Here is a 14606-nt window from a genome sequence, read left to right as displayed (position 1 = left end):
GTACAATATACAACGATATTTTTATAGCAACAAAGGTCTTGCAAAAATATAAAAAGATTGTATATTTGCATCGGCAAGTCCTACACGACCAGCTCCTGCAGACTCCCCCAGGATGGGAACATAGCAAGGGTACGTGGTTGAGCGGTGCGATGTAGGTCGCTTGCCATTTTTTATTTTTAGAATTTATATAAAAGCAGTCTTCCTTCGGGAGGATTTTTTTATTTTTGGACCTTTCATGAGTTAGAAGTTATATGTGAGAGGTTAGAAGTTTTTAAATCCTCAATCAAATTCTGCTCATAGATAATCAAGTTTAATTTATAACATTTAACATCTAACTTCAAAATGAGCAAAGTAGTTTTAATTACCGGAGGATCCTCAGGGATTGGAAAATCAATTGGAGAATTTTTACATCAAAAAGGTTTCGTTGTTTATGGAACGAGCAGGAATCCGGAGAAAGTGTTGAATTCTGTTTTTCCGCTTGTGGCTTTGGATGTCCGAAATACGGAATCAATAAAAACTGCTGTTTCTGAAATTATAAAAACTTCAGGAAGGTTAGATGTTGTGATTAATAATGCAGGTGTAGGAATTACCGGTCCTTTGGAAGAGATCCCGATGGAGGAAATCAAGAATAATTTTGAAACCAATTTTTTTGGTCCGATCGAAGTGATGAAGGCTGTTTTGCCACAAATGCGTGAACAAAAATCAGGTCTGATTATCAATATTACCTCGATTGCTGCTTATATGGGATTGCCATACCGAAGTGTTTATTCGGCATCAAAAGGAGCTTTGGAACTGATTACAGAAGCTTTGCGAATGGAAGTAAAACAATTTGGAATTGAGATTACCAATGTTGCTCCGGGTGATTTTGCTACGAATATTGCATCGGGACGATATCATGCACCTGTTGTAAAAGGTTCGGCTTATGAAAAAGTATACGGTGAGACACTTGCAACAATGAATGAGCATGTAGACGCAGGAAGCAATCCGAATGAAATGGCAGAGGCTGTTTATAAAATCATGCAGGAAAAGAGTCCAAAAGTGCATTATAAAGTAGGGGTTTTTATGCAGAAGTTTTCAATTGTTTTAAAACGTGCGCTTCCGGACAAGGTATATGAAAAAATGCTGATGAATCATTATAAATTGTAGAGTTATGGATAAGGTTACTGAATTTTTACCAAGTATTTTAGGGATTCTGTTTTTAGTTTTTGTCTGGTTTATTGTTCGAAGAATACTGAGCTCAATAAGTGATAAAATCAATAATTCTGAAGTTTATAAAGAAGATACTTTAAGGGTTTTAGAAGAAATTAGAGATGAATTGAAAGAATTGAACAAAAACAATTCTTCGAAGTAATTTTAAATTGTAATTTTGCCCCGGCTTTGCGTGAGGGGGTGAAGCGGCATCCTTTTTGTTTTTTCTTTAAAAACAAAAAGATACAGCGGAACACCCGACCCTTGGGGCACGCCCAAATTATGAACACAATTAAATAAATATAATTATGAAATTTTTTATTGATACAGCTAATTTAGCTCAGATTAAAGAAGCACAGGCATTGGGTGTTTTGGATGGTGTAACGACTAATCCGTCATTGATGGCAAAAGAAGGAATTACAGGAAAAAACAACATTTTGAAACATTATGTTGATATCTGTAATCTTGTTGATGGTGATGTAAGTGCTGAAGTAAATGCGCTGGATTTTGAAGGAATGGTGAAAGAAGGTGAAGAATTGGCTGAATTGCATGAGCAGATCGTAGTAAAATTGCCTATGACAAAAGAAGGGGTAATGGCTGCAAAATATTTTTCTGATAAAGGAATTAAAACTAATGTAACACTTGTGTTTTCTGCAGGTCAGGCTTTATTGGCAGCAAAAGCGGGAGCGACTTACGTTTCGCCTTTCATTGGTCGTTTGGATGATGTTTCTACAGATGGTCTGAATTTGATTCAGGAAATTAGAGAAATCTATGATAACTACGGATATGAGACTCAAATCTTAGCTGCTTCTGTACGTCACACAATGCATATTGTAAACTGTGCTAAAATTGGTGCAGATGTTATGACAGGACCATTGTCTGCTATCGCTGGATTGTTGAAACATCCTTTAACAGATATCGGATTAGCTCAGTTTGTAGCTGATTTTGAGAAAGGTAACAAATAGTTTACTTTTTAAATAAACAATTAAAATCGTCATTTTCAGCAGAAACATGGCGATTTTTTTTTATTTTTATGTGTCTCAAAAAGAACTACATATGGAAAAAGGTATTCTTATTTTAGCATTTTTGTTTGTTAGTATGGCATCCAACGCACAGGCTAGTGTGCTCAAAGGAGTAAATGAAGCCGGTGATGTAGCCACTTTTGAATTGGATTGTACAGTTAAGTTTCAGACACTGGCAAAAGGACTGCGTTACAATATTACCCGTCATGAGTTTAAAGGACCTGAACTCAAGAATATTTACAGACTGCTTTTAGTTATGGACGGATTTTATTCACAGACACCGAATAAGGAATTGACTATTTCTGCTGTACTAAATGACGGAACAGAGATTGAAGCCCGAAAAATAATTGAAGAGGATGGTTTTTTTGATGGCGCCTGCACTTTAAAAATTAAAGATCCTCAGGCACTTTTGACAGCAAATATTGACAAAGTTATTGTTCATGCTGATAAAGATGTGGTGTATATGCTGACCGAAAAAAATAAAGCTATTTTTAAGAAAAACTTAAATGCGATTATAACGGCAAAATAGAATTTCAAAAAAACAATAAAAAAATTCCAAATTCCAATTTTATCGATCATTGGAATTTGGAATTTTCTATTTATTTACTTACTTTTATGATTTAATGACCTCCGCCACCACCTTCAACATGGTTAATGCCTTGTTTTTTTAATATTTTAGGGCAGTAATAGCCGTAGAATCCTAAATAAGCGAAACCAATAAGCGGAACAATATAAGAGAAATGTGTCCATGTGATTCCGAAAATACCATTTGGACTTGTTATGTCGATATCACAGATTCTTCCCTGTATTAATGGGATAACTCCTCCTCCAAGAATCATCATAATCAGGAATGAAGATGCTTTACCAGTATTTTTTCCTAATCCTGCAATAGCCAGATCGAAAATTGAAGGCCACATGATTGACAGGAATAAGCCTCCTGATATAAGAAAGAATTTAGCAATTTCGGTATTTGTGCAAACCAATCCAATAAGCATCATGGTTACGCCTGAAAGACCGAAAAGCATTAATGTTTTGCCTGCGTTTTTTCCTCCAACGAAACTTACAGCTATGAAAATTAAAATCCAGACAGGGTAGATGTAAAATCCGGAAACATCATGACCTGCAAATATGTTGGCTCCAATAATAACAGCAAATCCTAAAGCCGGAACAATGAATTTAAGAGCTGTAACAGCCACTTTTGGTAAATCAAATACATTGACCCCACCGTTCCAGCGACCAATCATTAAACTTCCCCAATAAAGAGCTATAAAAGGTGCAATAGCATCTTCAAGAATGTTTCCAAACTCTGAAGTATGAAGTAAAGCCGGTAAATTACTAATGATGGTTACCTCCGTTCCAACATAAATAAAAATAGCCAGCATTCCCAAATAAAGTTGTGGGTAGTCTAAAATATTGAATTTTTCATGAGCGTGTTTGATTATTGCTTCTTCCTCTTTTTCGGGATCTTCAATTTTAGAGAAGTTCATAAAAACTGCCACAGCAATAAAAGCCAGTCCGAGTATAATGAAGGGTAATTTGATGTCTTCTAATGAAAGTGCTGTTTTTTTGTTATCTCCCATTCCGAATAAAGCGATTCCCAGTAAAATAGCACCAATTGTTGTTCCAAAAGAGTTTACACCTCCGGCTAAAGTTAGGCGATGTGCGCCTGTTGTTGGGCTTCCCATTTTGATGGCTAAAGGATTTGCTACAATCTGTTGAATCGAAAATCCTAAACCCACAGTAAATAAAGCCGTTAAAAAGAATGGGAAGCTTTCCATTGAAGCAGCAGGAACAAATAAAAAGGAACCTACGGCAGAAAGGATTAAACCGGCTGAAAGTGTTTTTTTATATCCAAATTTTTGTAAAACATCAACTTTTAGGGATACTAAAAAGAAAATTATCGAGCCTACAAAATAGGCAGCATAAAAGGCCCAGGCTACTAATTGTGACTGAACCTGCGATAAAGTAAAAACTTTTTTGAATACGGGGATTAAAATATCATTGGCAGAACCAACGAAACCCCAAAAGAAGAAGACAATTATCAACGAAATGAATTGTCCCCACTTGGTCTGTACATTTTCTGAATTCATAATTTAATTTAGTTTTTTTTATGTTTTTAGTGGTTTTGAAAGACGTAAATATATTTGTTACAATTATCAAAAAAAAATATAAAAGCATAAAAAATGCAGAAATTATACAAACAGCACAATTTATTCAACAATGTGTTATTTTTTTAAGAATTACGATATCGATTAAGTAAAAGTTATTCCAGGATTTTACTCTTAACATCCTTGCTGTAATTTCTTCCAATTGGAATAGTGTAAGAGTTTATTTGTATTTTGTTTCCTTCAATTGATTTTACTTTATTAAGAGCAATCACATAGGATTTGTGAATACGCAAAAATTTGTCATTAGGTAATTCTTCAGAAAGTGAAGTAATTGATTTATGGGTAATATAAGTTTTATCGGGAGTAACAATTTTGATATATTCCTTCATTCCTTCGACAAAAAGAATCTCTTCAACACCAATTTTGATCATTTTTTTATCGACTTTGATAAAAATATGTGAATCACCTTTGGCTATTTCTGTTTTAATATTGTTTTTTAAATTGTATTCGGTGGCAATTTTATTGATGCATTTAATGAATCTTGGCAGCGGAATAGGTTTTACCAGATAATCCAGAACGTCAAGATCATAGCTTTCAGCCGCAAATTCCCTAAAAGCGGTTGTGATTATGACTTTTGTTTTGTTTTCGATTAAGCTGATTAATTCAAAACCGGTCATCATAGGCATGTTGATGTCCAGAAAAACGGCATCAACAGGAGTACTGTTTATAAAATCGAGTGCTTCTAAAGAATTATTGAATGTGCCTATAATCTCAAAGTCAGGAAAATTTGTAAAGTAATTTTGTAAAACTTTGATAGCTAAAGGTTCATCATCGATTAACAGGCATTTAATCTTCATTATGAATAGGTATTTGCAAACTTATTATATAGTAATTCAGCTTTGTTTTGTAATGCAGGCTAAAATTATTTTTATAAATCAATTTCAGTCTTTTTTTTGTGTTGACTAATCCAATACCGCTTTTTGAATCATTTTTTTGTGAAATTACAAAATTATTGAGGATTTCAAAATGCAGTTTAGAGCCAACAGCTTTACAGTTTATTTTAATTTTCAGGTTTTTGTTATGCAGCCCACCATGCTTAAAGGCGTTTTCAACTAATGAAATATAAATTAAGGGGGGAACTTTGATATCTTCAATATCACACTCCAAATTAATGGTGACCTCCACATTTTCAAAACGGAGCTTTTCAATTTCGATATAATTCTGGATATAATCTATTTCCTTTATCAGAGGGACAAATTTGGTTCCTTTTACATCATACAATACATATTCCATCAGGTTTGATAATTTCATGATTACATCCGGAACCTTGTCTGAAGATTCTAAGGATAAAGCATATAAATTATTTAATGTATTGAAGAAAAAATGAGGCTGAATCTGATTCTCAAGGTATTTGAGTTTTATTTTAAACTGATTTTCTCTTAGCGACCTGTTTCTTTCTCTTTCACGAAGCCAGGTTAATGTCAGGTATACAGATGATGCCATGGCGAGAACATACAACTCGCCAATACATACAGCTACGATATGGTTTATTTCGAAAGGATGATATTCGCGATTTGCTTCGGGCCAGATGTTTTCGGAAACGATATAATACGTCAGGGCTGTTTTTAGTAAATAGACTGCAAAAAGACTTGCTAATAATGCAATCGTATACTTAATGTATTTCTGTTTCAGGACATAACGACGGACTAAAATAAAAAGGTTAAAATAAACCAAAGGAATGTGAAGAGAAAATTCAATCAGATTCGATTTAAATGAATATTCGTAGTCGTTAAAATAAGCGCCCCATCTTAAAAAATTGAGAGTGAAATAACTGCCCCAGAACCAGATATGATTTCGAAGTTTAATGTCAAAGTTTAATTTTTGAATTTCGCTCAACTTTAGGAATGGTTTGGGTTTAGAAGCAGTTTGTTTTGGTTATGCAACTTTAAACAATTAGTTGATAAAACGCAATTTTTTTGAATAAAAAATTATGCAAAGTGATTTTTTGTATGTTTTTTTGTTTATAAAACGTTTTCGTAAAACGGATTATTGATTGTTTTATGTCGTTCGTTTAAAGTTTGATGTAGTTTGTATAAATTATTTTTTTTAACAATACCTTAAGAATAATTTTACCTCATAACTAACAAAATAAATAAACATGAAAAAAATTCTATTAATCTTTATGATTGTTTTTACAGCGCAGGTTTCGCTTGCTCAGGTAAAAAATGTCAAAGGTTTGATTACAGATTCAAATGGGGTGCCGTTACCAGGGGCATCTGTTGCTGTACAAGGGGGGCAAAAAGGTGCGACTACCGATTTTGACGGTTTGTATACAATTGAAGCGCAAAAAGGACAAACACTGGTTTTTACCTATGTAGGCCTTGAAACACAAAAGATCGTTGTTGGGGAGGCAGCAACAATTAATGTGAAAATGCTGCAGGCGGCTTCAAATACATTAAATGAAGTTGTGGTAACGGCATTAGGTATTAAAAGACAGAAAAAAGAACTAGGTTATGCGGTTCAGGATCTTAAAGGAGAACAATTAAACAAAGTTATTACTACGAATGTGGCTACCGCTCTTTCCGGAAAGGTTGCCGGTGTTGATGTTTCTATTCCGGCCACGGGAGTAGGTGGATCAACAAGGGTTATTATTAGAGGAATTTCAAGTATTGGTGAAAGCAATCAGCCACTTTATATTGTAGATGGAGTGCCTATTGATAATTCAGGTTTGAACAATGATACTGCTGCAACAAGTAAATGGTTTGACGGAAGAGATAACGGAGACGGAATTTCGAGTATTAATCCAAATAATATTGAAAGCTTAACAGTACTAAAAGGAGCTGCGGCAGCTGCATTATACGGATCAAGAGCCCTAAACGGTGTTATCCTTATTACAACTAAAAAAGGTAGCAAAGGCAAATTACAGGTTGAACTGACAAGCGGTGTAAGTTTTGACAGGGTAAATGCAAAATATGCTGATTATCAGTCTGAATATGGTTCAGGATCAAACGGAGCTTTACCAGATCCAACAAAAGCACCTTCTGAAATATATAACTATACTACAAGTGCCTGGGGACCTAAATTTTCTGAGAGTGTTGGGCAGCAGATAAAAATATTTGATGGTTCTATGAAGCCGTATGCGAAAGTAGAGAATAATATTCAGGATTTTTTCCAGACAGGAGTTACGCTTTCAAACGGAATCTCATTATCGGCAGGAAGTGACAATGCATTTGTTCGCTTCGGATTTAACAATCTGACAAATGATGACGTTATTCCGGAATCTGGTTTAGAAAGAAACGATGCAAGTTTAAACGGAAGAATAAAATCGGAGAAATTTACTTTGGATGCAAACGTAAATTACATGGTCGAAAATACTCAGAACAGACCAGGATTAGGGGATTCTCCAAATAACGTTGGTTATTCATTAAGTTCATTAGCTCCAAGTTTTGATCAGGCATGGCTGAAACATTATAAAAATGAAGAAACAGGCCAGATTTATCCATGGAATAATAATGTGTACCAATTGAACCCGTATTTCACTACACAGGAAAATCATAACTCATCTGTAAAAAATCGTTTTATAGGTAATGTTACAGGAACTTATCAGTTGAAAAACTGGGTAGCATTGACTTTTAGAACCGGTTTAGACAGCTATGCTTTCAGTTCAAAAGATTTTATGGAAGCAGGAAGTACATGGCCAGGAAGAGATGAAGGATATTTAGGGTTAGATAATATAAATGTTTCAGAGATGAACACGGATATTATTGCTACTTTCAGCGATATAAAATTAGCTACAGACTTTACTTTTTCAGGAATTTTAGGAACAGGAAGAAGAGATTTTAAAAGAGAACAAAATTCAAGATTCGGTACTAAAATTATTGAGCCGGGTACAGAATACATCAGTAATTTTGTAAATCAGACTGAGAATGCTCCTGTAGTAACGAGAACCAGAACTAATTCGGTTTACGGATCTGCAAAATTTGATTACAAAGGATACTTATATGCTGAGTTTACAGGAAGAAACGACTGGTTCAGTGTGATCAACAAAGATGCTTTTTATCCTGCAGCTTCGTTAGGTTTTATTTTCTCTGATGCTTTAAATATCCAGAATGATACATTCAGTTACGGAAAATTCAGAGCTTCATGGGCACAGGTTTCAAATGCACCCGGAGCGTATAAAAATGCTTTAAATTATACTACCTTTTCATCTTATGACGGACAAAGTGTTGTTAATATTAAAAATTCTGCAGCACCAAATGCTAATTTGACTTATCAGTCTAAAACAGGAGTTGAGTTTGGGGTTGAAACAGCATTTTTTAAAAACAGATTAAAAGCAGATATTACAGTTTATCGCGAAGATACTGCTGATCAGACTCTTGATTTAGCATCATCTGCTACATCAGGATATGAATTCCTTTCGGTAAACGCAGGACAACTACGAAATGAAGGTATTGAGATTTTCTTATCAGGGACTCCAATTAAAACGAATAACTTCGAATGGGGAATTGATTTGAACTTCTCAAAAAACAAAAACTCAATTATCTCTTTACACCCGGATATCAATACGTACGCTATTTCTGAAGCTCGTTGGGCCGGAGCGGCTATCGTAGCTCAGGTTGGAGGTCAATACGGAACTATCATTGGAAAAGATTTTCTAAGAACACCTTCTGGAGAGAAGATTGTAGATGCAAATGGTTTGCCTATGTTTACAGATTCTAAAGTGGCTTTAGGAAAAGGACTTCCTGATTGGGCTGCCGGTTTAACAAACAGATTTTCTTATAAAGGAATAACACTTCAGTTTTTAATTGATATGAAATTTGGAATGGATGTATATTCTATGACAAATTCATTAGCTGCACAAAAAGGACTTTTGGATGTGACTACAGAAGGAAGAGATGCTTACAACCATGCAAGAGCAGAAGCAATTGCAAACGACCCTAATTTTAGTCAGTCAACATGGATCCCAACTGCGGGTTATGTTGCACAAGGTGTAGTGAATACCGGAACTGCTGCTAATCCTGTATACGTAGAAAATACAAAACCTGTAAACCCTCAGGATTATTGGAATACTGTTTTCAACAATACACCGGCACCTTTTATTTACGATGCTTCTTATGTAAAACTAAGAGAGATAAGCTTAGGTTACAGTATTCCAAAAAGTGTTTTTGGAGGAGCAAAAATTAATTCCATTTATGTATCTGCATTCGCAAGAAATTTATTGACTTTTAATAAGGATTTACCAAACGTTGATCCGGAGTCTATGTATACTTCCGGAAATGGGCAAGGATTTGAATATGGCTCACTGCCATTCAGACAATCGTATGGTTTTAATATTAAAGTAGGATTCTAAAAAAAGAAATTATGAAATTTAAAAATATAATACTAGCCATAGCCATATTGTTTACTGCAGTTGGCTGTACCGAAAATTTTGATGAACTGGAAAAAGATCCGGTTGCATTGTCAGCAAATCCTGCAGGACAGCTAACATTTACCCAATTGTGTATGTCAGGAGACGGATACTACCAATGGAGAGCAAACCTGATTTATTCAGGAGGATTTGTACAGCATTATTCCGGTGCCTGGAATCAAACAGAATATGGCAACAAATTCAAGAAAAGTGATGACTACGCAACAGCAATCTGGAGAAACGGTTATGCAAATGAGCTGAAAAATGTTGTAGATATTTTGGATAAAACCAGTGGTAATCCTGCTATGGTAAACATGAATGCTGTAGCAAAAATTATGAAAGTGATGGTGGCACAGCGTTTAACTGATCTTTATGGGGATATTCCTTATTCTCAGGCAGGAAAAGGATTCTCAGAAGGAATTGTAACACCAAAATATGATACTCAGGAAGAAGTTTATACAGCCTTTTTTAGTGAATTAGATGAAGCATACAATCAGTTAAATGCAGGAGGTGGTTCTGTTAAAGGAGATTTGTTTTATAATGGTGATATTTCAAAATGGAAAAAACTGGCTAATACACTAAGACTACGTTTAGGAATGAGACTTTCTGAAGTAAAACCACAAGAAGCAGAAAAACAAGTAAAAGCAGCTTTACAAAATGGTGTTTTTGAGAGTAATCTTGACAACTGTATCATGAAACACTTAGATGCTACTTTCAGTGATAATCCTGCAGCTATCGATTTTAGAGGAAACGGTTTGGCTTATGCTTTTGTAGGTAATGAGCACGGAGATCATTTCAGTTCATTGGTAATAGATTATTTGAGAGACAACGGAGATCCTAGATTAACTATGCTGGCAACTCCTAAAACAACTTCTGCTTTGCCGGGAAAAGGTGGTCAGCCAGTTCAGCCGGGAGAAAAACTGTATGAGGGGGTTCGTCCGGGATCTTTTCAATGGGAAGTTCCGGGAGGGGCAACTGCAAGTTCAGGAATCCAGTCTTATTTTAAGCAAAAAACAACACCTTATCTGCATGTAAGTTATTCAGAAACACAATTATTATTAGCCGAGGCTGCTCACAGAGGATGGGTAACAGGTACTTCTGCTGCTGAATATTACAAAAAAGGAGTTGAAGCCGGTATCAAACAATTGTTGATCTACGGAGCAACTCTGCCATTTCAGACAGATATTGATGCTTATCTAAATGCTAAGCCATTAGTGGCAGGAACAGAAAAAGAGCAAATAGGAACACAGCTTTGGATTACATACATATTCAACAGTATCGAAGCGTATTCTAATCAGAGAAGAACCGGATTCCCGCATTTATTGCCAATAACAAATCCTGATTCAGAAACAGGAGGTGTTGTACCAACCCGCTTGTATTATCCTAACGATGAAATGCAGAAAAATGAAACGAATTATCTGGATGCATTGTCAAGAATGGGAGGAACAAATGACTGGCTGAATAAAGTTTGGTGGGATGCCAACTAAAAAATAACCCCAAAATATAAAGTTATGCCTAATGAGGTGTTATTTTTATTCTGATAAATTAAAAACGTTTTAAATTAAAAATAATGATAAAAAATAAAGCCTTATTAGGTATCCTTTTCTTTATTGGTTCACTTTTTTCATCTTATAGCTGTTCTAAGGAGAACGATACAGAAATTGAGAATCCAAAAAGTAAAACTGCCAGAGTTGTAGGTTATCTGTTTTCGGATAATTATAATAAAATAAATTCTATACAGTTTTGCAAACTTACACATTTGAATTTGTCATTTGCAAACCCGGATAAAGAAGGAAATTTAATTTTTGACGTTGATATTGATGCTGTTATTAAATATGTAAGAACTATCAATCCTAAAATCAAAATAAGTATTTCAATCGCTGGCGGAGTTATATCGGCAGAGCAGGCGGCCAACTGGTCAAAGCTTATTGATAAACCGGAAAACAGGCCTGATTTTATAAAAAAGATAGTCAGTTTTGTTGAAGTTCATAAATTGGATGGTGTTGATGTGGATCTGGAATGGGATGCAGTCACGACGGGTTACAGTGGTTTTGTTATTGAATTAAAAAATGCCATAAAAAGCAAAAACAAGCTTATAACAGCAGCATTACCAAATAACACACGTTTTGCGAACATAAGCAATGAGGCCTTAAATGCTTTTGACTTCATTAATATTATGGCTTATGATATGACAGGTCCTTGGGCGCCTGAAAAACCGGGACAGCACAGTTCTTTTGATGACGCTAAACTGGGGATTGATTTCTGGAATAAACTGCAAAATGTCCCAAAAGATAAACTAACACTCGGGGTTCCTTTTTACGGGCATAATTTCACAGAGGCAATAGTTACCAGTCCCTCTTACGGACAAATTGTAGCTTCTGGGAAACAGTTTGCAGATCAGGATGAATGGGGCAAAATTTATTATAACGGAAGACCAACGATTGAGCAAAAAGTACAGCTGGCATCAGAAACCACAGGCGGAATTATGATTTGGGAAATTTCCCAGGATTCGTTTGATGAATATTCTTTATTAGATGTAATTCACAAAAAATACACAAAACTAGGTTTTATTACCACAGATTTATGCGGTAACTAAAAGCCGCCTGTAAAATATGCAAATCTTTACTGTATAGAAGTTCTTTTTTTATTGTACAAAACGTGTTATTGACCGAATAGTGTTGTTCGTTTAAAACATTGAGCAGTTTGTATAAATAATTTTTTTGAGGAATCCTTTAAAAATAAATTTGCAGAAAAGAATAAAAGTAGGGTTGGTGAGTGTTAAGGATGGGTTACTTAGCGTATTACGAAAAGTCTTACTTTTATAAATAATAGTATCAAAAAAAGAAAAAAAATGAAAAGTGCTTTAGAAATAAAACCTGATATCAGCTATAAAAGTGCAGGAAAATTTGAAGAAACAAGATTTGAAAAAATTCATAATGAAATCTTCAAAAGTTCAGCAGAGGCTTCGGTAATTGTAGCGCAGGAAATCGCACAGTTAATCAGGGCTAAACAAGAAAAAAACAAAACTTGCGTATTAGGTTTGGCAACGGGTTCTTCTCCTATAAAAGTGTACGAGGAATTAGTGAGAATGCACAGAGAAGAAGGACTAAGTTTTAGCAATGTAATCACTTTCAATCTGGATGAATATTATCCGATGTCAAAAGAGAGTAATCAGAGCTATCACTATTTTATGCATCAGCATCTTTTTAATCATATCGATATTGATCCTGAGAATGTTAATATTCCAGATGGTACAGTTGCAATTGATGAATTAAATCAATACTGTATCGATTATGAAATGAATATCAAAAGAGCCGGAGGCCTCGATTTTCAGTTGTTAGGTATTGGTCGTACGGGACATGTAGGTTTCAACGAACCGGGATCACATATTAATTCAGGAACCCGAATCATTACACTGGATCATATTACACGAGTAGATGCTTCGTCAGATTTTAATGGTATTGATAACGTTCCTAAACGTGCGATTACGATGGGGGTTTCGACTATTATGAGATCTAAACGAATTGTATTGATGGCCTGGGGACAAAACAAGGCAGATGTTATCAAAAGAACCATTCAGGGAGATATCAGTTCTGAAGTTCCTGCTACATTTTTACAAAATCATCCTAATGCGACTTTTGTTTTAGACCAGTCCGCAGCCTCTGAATTAACACGTTTCAAGACACCTTGGTTGGTAGGAGAATGCATCTGGACACAGGAATTAAAAAGCAAAGCGATTGTCTGGTTGTGTCAAAAAACAAAACAGTCGATTTTAAAATTAACAGACCGTGATTACAACAATAACGGAATGTCAGATCTTTTGGCTTTGGAAGGTTCTGCTTATGATTTGAATATCAATATGTTCAATGTATTGCAGCACACCATTACCGGATGGCCGGGCGGAAAGCCAAATACAGACGATTCGCATCGTCCGGAAAGGGCAAATCCTGCCAAAAAACGAGTAATACTTTTTAGTCCGCATCCTGATGACGATGTGATTTCGATGGGAGGAACTTTTTCAAAACTCATAAAACAGGGGCATGATGTACATGTTGTGTATCAAACCTCCGGAAATATCGCGGTTACAGATGATGAAGCGCTAAAATTTGCTGAGGTATGCAATGATTTTGTAGGTGATGCCGATCCTAAAATAAATTTCAAATCGGTAATTGAATTTCTGAATAACAAATCAGAAGATCAGGTAGATTCTTTAGAAGTCCGAAAATTAAAAGGGCTGATTAGAAGAAGAGAATCTTATGCAGCGACAAGATACATTGGACTGAAAGATGAAAACACACATTTCTTAGATCTTCCTTTTTATGAAACAGGGCAGGTTAAAAAGAATCCACTGGGTCTCGAAGATATTGCTATTGTAAAGGATATTATCGCTAAAATAAAACCACATCAGGTATTTGCAGCAGGAGATTTGGCTGATCCACACGGAACACACGAAGTTTGTCTGAATGCCATATTTGCTGCATTAAAAGAGCTTAAACCGGAACCATACATGAACGATTGCTGGTTGTGGTTATATAGAGGGGCGTGGCACGAATGGGACATTCACGAAATTGATATGGCCGTTCCGCTTTCTCCGTCAGAAGTACTTTTGAAACGCCATGCGATTCTGTATCATCAGTCTCAAAAAGACAGGGTGATGTTTCAGGGCAATGATTCAAGGGAATTTTGGGTTAGGGCAGAAGACCGTAACAAAAATACAGCCGTGCTGTACGATGAATTAGGTCTGGCAGAATATGAAGCTATTGAAGCTTTCAAACGTTTTGATTACTAGTTTATTTAAGATTTGGTTTTAGAATCAAATCGTATAATTCAGATTGATTTCAACGGATAGTGAGGGTCAATAGAGATCATTCTGGATTTTTT

At 35.3% G+C, this 14606-nt stretch carries 11 protein-coding genes and 1 other RNA gene; 9 read left to right on the top strand and 3 right to left on the bottom strand.

The window, feature by feature from the left end:
* The first annotated feature begins 71 nt into the window (after window positions 1–71).
* From ffs to GWR14_RS17405, 5 genes are all read left to right on the top strand, one after another.
* Window positions 72–169, top strand: an RNA gene (ffs, locus tag GWR14_RS17425) — signal recognition particle sRNA small type.
* A 173-nt stretch (window positions 170–342) separates the two neighbouring features.
* On the top strand, window positions 343–1146 hold the full coding sequence (locus GWR14_RS17420; RefSeq protein WP_163410363.1) for an SDR family oxidoreductase: 804 nt from the start codon (window positions 343–345) through the stop codon (window positions 1144–1146).
* Between the two features lie 4 nt (window positions 1147–1150).
* On the top strand, window positions 1151–1351 hold the full coding sequence (locus GWR14_RS17415; RefSeq protein ID WP_163410362.1) for a hypothetical protein: 201 nt from the start codon (window positions 1151–1153) through the stop codon (window positions 1349–1351).
* A 145-nt stretch (window positions 1352–1496) separates the two neighbouring features.
* Window positions 1497–2153 carry a fructose-6-phosphate aldolase gene (gene fsa / locus GWR14_RS17410; RefSeq protein WP_163410361.1) on the top strand — a complete coding sequence of 219 codons (657 nt, stop codon included), beginning with the start codon at window positions 1497–1499 and terminating at the stop codon, window positions 2151–2153.
* 91 nt (window positions 2154–2244) lie between these two features.
* Window positions 2245–2739 carry a hypothetical protein gene (locus tag GWR14_RS17405; RefSeq protein WP_163410360.1) on the top strand — a complete coding sequence of 165 codons (495 nt, stop codon included), beginning with the start codon at window positions 2245–2247 and terminating at the stop codon, window positions 2737–2739.
* Window positions 2740–2830: 91 nt separating this feature from the next.
* Here the strand turns inward: GWR14_RS17405 and GWR14_RS17400 are convergent, their stop codons facing one another.
* The 3 genes from GWR14_RS17400 to GWR14_RS17390 all read right to left on the bottom strand — a co-directional run bounded on the left by GWR14_RS17400 (window position 2831) and on the right by GWR14_RS17390 (window position 6214).
* The gene (locus GWR14_RS17400; RefSeq protein ID WP_163410359.1) at window positions 2831–4300 is read right to left on the bottom strand and encodes an MFS transporter; all 1470 of its coding nucleotides are present in this window, start codon (window positions 4298–4300) and stop codon (window positions 2831–2833) included.
* Window positions 4301–4473: 173 nt separating this feature from the next.
* The gene (locus GWR14_RS17395; RefSeq protein ID WP_163410358.1) at window positions 4474–5175 is read right to left on the bottom strand and encodes a LytR/AlgR family response regulator transcription factor; all 702 of its coding nucleotides are present in this window, start codon (window positions 5173–5175) and stop codon (window positions 4474–4476) included.
* Window positions 5165–6214 carry a sensor histidine kinase gene (locus GWR14_RS17390; protein WP_163410357.1) on the bottom strand — a complete coding sequence of 350 codons (1050 nt, stop codon included), beginning with the start codon at window positions 6212–6214 and terminating at the stop codon, window positions 5165–5167. The genes GWR14_RS17395 and GWR14_RS17390 overlap by 11 nt, the downstream gene beginning before the upstream one ends.
* A gap of 262 nt (window positions 6215–6476) precedes the next feature.
* Between GWR14_RS17390 and GWR14_RS17385 the strand changes: the two genes are divergently transcribed.
* From GWR14_RS17385 to nagB, 4 genes are all read left to right on the top strand, one after another.
* Entirely contained in the window at window positions 6477–9668 is a 3192-nt protein-coding gene (locus GWR14_RS17385; protein WP_163410356.1) for a SusC/RagA family TonB-linked outer membrane protein, read from the top strand.
* 11 nt (window positions 9669–9679) lie between these two features.
* Window positions 9680–11212 (top strand): SusD/RagB family nutrient-binding outer membrane lipoprotein, encoded by a 1533-nt coding sequence (locus tag GWR14_RS17380; RefSeq protein ID WP_163410355.1) that lies wholly within the window; start codon window positions 9680–9682, stop codon window positions 11210–11212.
* A gap of 83 nt (window positions 11213–11295) precedes the next feature.
* Window positions 11296–12321: a glycosyl hydrolase family 18 protein gene (locus GWR14_RS17375; RefSeq protein WP_163410354.1), complete on the top strand. Its 1026-nt coding sequence runs from the start codon at window positions 11296–11298 to the stop codon at window positions 12319–12321.
* 255 nt (window positions 12322–12576) lie between these two features.
* A complete protein-coding gene (gene nagB, locus GWR14_RS17370) occupies window positions 12577–14514 on the top strand; it encodes a glucosamine-6-phosphate deaminase (RefSeq protein ID WP_163410353.1) in 1938 nt (645 codons plus the stop codon).
* Window positions 14515–14606 lie beyond the last annotated feature (92 nt).

The sequence above is a fragment of the Flavobacterium ajazii genome (genome assembly GCF_010614725.1).
In the GTDB taxonomy this organism is placed as follows: domain Bacteria; phylum Bacteroidota; class Bacteroidia; order Flavobacteriales; family Flavobacteriaceae; genus Flavobacterium; species Flavobacterium ajazii.
This window is presented reverse-complemented; position numbering and strand designations above follow the sequence as displayed.

What these genes read in the sequence shown, in the direction of transcription:
- GWR14_RS17420 (WP_163410363.1), top strand. Translation starts at nt 343, where the DNA reads ATGAGCAAAGTAGTTTTAATTACCGGAGGATCCTCAGGGATTGGAAAA.
- GWR14_RS17375 (WP_163410354.1), top strand. Translation starts at nt 11,296, where the DNA reads ATGATAAAAAATAAAGCCTTATTAGGTATCCTTTTCTTTATTGGTTCA.
- GWR14_RS17380 (WP_163410355.1), top strand. Translation starts at nt 9,680, where the DNA reads ATGAAATTTAAAAATATAATACTAGCCATAGCCATATTGTTTACTGCA.
- GWR14_RS17400 (WP_163410359.1), bottom strand. Translation starts at nt 4,300, where the DNA reads ATGAATTCAGAAAATGTACAGACCAAGTGGGGACAATTCATTTCGTTG.
- GWR14_RS17405 (WP_163410360.1), top strand. Translation starts at nt 2,245, where the DNA reads ATGGAAAAAGGTATTCTTATTTTAGCATTTTTGTTTGTTAGTATGGCA.
- GWR14_RS17385 (WP_163410356.1), top strand. Translation starts at nt 6,477, where the DNA reads ATGAAAAAAATTCTATTAATCTTTATGATTGTTTTTACAGCGCAGGTT.
- fsa (WP_163410361.1), top strand. Translation starts at nt 1,497, where the DNA reads ATGAAATTTTTTATTGATACAGCTAATTTAGCTCAGATTAAAGAAGCA.
- nagB (WP_163410353.1), top strand. Translation starts at nt 12,577, where the DNA reads ATGAAAAGTGCTTTAGAAATAAAACCTGATATCAGCTATAAAAGTGCA.
- GWR14_RS17415 (WP_163410362.1), top strand. Translation starts at nt 1,151, where the DNA reads ATGGATAAGGTTACTGAATTTTTACCAAGTATTTTAGGGATTCTGTTT.
- GWR14_RS17395 (WP_163410358.1), bottom strand. Translation starts at nt 5,175, where the DNA reads ATGAAGATTAAATGCCTGTTAATCGATGATGAACCTTTAGCTATCAAA.